At 34.1% G+C, this 1,647-nt stretch carries 3 protein-coding genes and 1 pseudogene; 3 read left to right on the top strand and 1 reads right to left on the bottom strand.

The window, feature by feature from the left end; genetic code table 11:
* Nucleotides 1–357, top strand: a 357-nt coding sequence (locus IDG60_RS13330; RefSeq protein ID WP_206160782.1) for a putative inorganic carbon transporter subunit DabA, incomplete at its 5' end; no start/stop codon positions are given.
* A 161-nt stretch (nucleotides 358–518) separates the two neighbouring features.
* A complete protein-coding gene (locus IDG60_RS13335) occupies nucleotides 519–881 on the top strand; it encodes a Na-translocating system protein MpsC family protein (RefSeq protein ID WP_000831496.1) in 363 nt (120 codons plus the stop codon).
* Between the two features lie 228 nt (nucleotides 882–1,109).
* On the opposite strand, the gene IDG60_RS13340 is transcribed toward IDG60_RS13335, so the two are convergent.
* Complete coding sequence (locus IDG60_RS13340) at nucleotides 1,110–1,526, bottom strand: hypothetical protein (RefSeq protein ID WP_001789536.1); 417 nt, start codon at nucleotides 1,524–1,526, stop codon at nucleotides 1,110–1,112.
* A gap of 37 nt (nucleotides 1,527–1,563) precedes the next feature.
* On the opposite strand from IDG60_RS13340, the pseudogene IDG60_RS13345 reads away from it, so the two are divergent.
* Nucleotides 1,564–1,647, top strand: a pseudogene (locus IDG60_RS13345) (phosphatase PAP2 family protein); the annotation flags it as partial.

The raw sequence follows: 1,647 nt of genomic DNA on the forward strand, positions 1-1,647 counted from the left end.
ATCATTTCTGGTCCGGCGCTTGTGGCACAATGGATTAATTTACAATATTATGCGTCGACAGTTGCGCCGCATTTTTACGGAAGTGGGAATAAAGCGACACAAACCGTCACGTCAGGTGTTGGTGTCATGCAAGGTAATGCGAGTGATCTGATGTATGGCTTATCATGGCAATCTGTTATGGCTGCTGATCGGACGATGTATCATTCGCCAATTCGTTTACTTGTCGTTATTCAGGCACCCGACTATGTTGTAGCTAGACTATTCGCGAATAATGAGCATTTCGCTAGGAAGGTGTCTAATCATTGGCTGCGTTTAATGAGCGTTAATGAGGAAGGGCGTTTTAAAAGTTGGATTTAACGATGATATGTTGCGATGCTAAGTAATTAATATATCATCATATCTACAATGTTCTAGCTTCTTAAAATATACTAAAAATGATAAACTTAATGTAATAGTTGATGTCGTGATAACGATACAAAGATGAAGTAATCAATTTTAATATTATTGGAGTTAGTGATATGAAAAGAACGAAAGGTGAAATCGAAGCTGAAATCAGTAAAGCCATTACGCAATGGGAAAAAGATTTCCTTGGCAGAGGTTCCTTGTCAGTTAAATCAGACATTTTAAGAGATATGGTGATTATTAGTTTACAAGGTATCTTAACGCCAGCAGAATATCGTGTGTGTAGTACGAATGAAGGATTACTAAATATTAAACGAACACGTTCTGAATTAGTTGAATCCGGTGAGCAAGATTTGAATGATATCATTCTTAAAATTACAGGTATCAAAGTGATGAGCTTCCACAGTGATTTAAGTACAGTTACAGGTGAACGTATTATCGTATTCAAACTTGAGGATAATTTGGAAAAGCATATTTAAGAAGGTTAGGTATGCTTCTGCTGGCTTATTAAAGCTATAGAAGTATGCTTGGTTAAACAGCGCAACGCCATATATTTGGGTGTGCTGTTTTTCTATTACATGATGTGTTTATTACGTGGATGAATGCGTGGGTCTGAATATAGCCCGTGAAAGGCGTATGTCATAAAATTTGCGAATGGTGACAAGTCAACGCAAGCATATTTGTTGCGAGACATGCCCACTATCCTTTTACATAAAGAGTATATGTGTGACGTAGGCATATAATCGATAAAGTATACCTAAAAAATTAGGTATAATGACCATTGTTGCAATAAGTTTTTCGGCCTTGAAACCGATAACGCATAGTATAATAGGAATAAAATATAATACAAATATCCAGTAAATCAAATTTGAAAACGATGGATGAATAGGGGTAAAGAATCTAACTAATGTAATGATTAACGCTATATAGACAAAAATAACTCTATTGATACGCCTTACCCCCTCTGTATAATAAATATAGATCGTACTAAATTGAAAATAGCAAAATATTGTTATTTCAATTATACAATGTTTTATTTGCAATATACATAACAATATGAACTTTATAATTTTGATATTGTCGGTAAAGTGAAATTTGTGGCACATTGATATTATGGATAACATTTGTAAAATGAAAATGATGATACGAGGAGATTGTAAGATGATAGATAAAAAATTAACATCACCGAAAATGACAGTGCCTTTATTTTTAATCGCGCTGATTGTATTTATAGGTATGTTTTAC

Source organism: Staphylococcus sp. EG-SA-2 (assembly GCF_017152085.1).

What these genes read in the sequence shown, in the direction of transcription:
- IDG60_RS13335 (WP_000831496.1), top strand. Translation starts at nt 519, where the DNA reads ATGAAAAGAACGAAAGGTGAAATCGAAGCTGAAATCAGTAAAGCCATT.
- IDG60_RS13340 (WP_001789536.1), bottom strand. Translation starts at nt 1,526, where the DNA reads ATGTTATCCATAATATCAATGTGCCACAAATTTCACTTTACCGACAAT.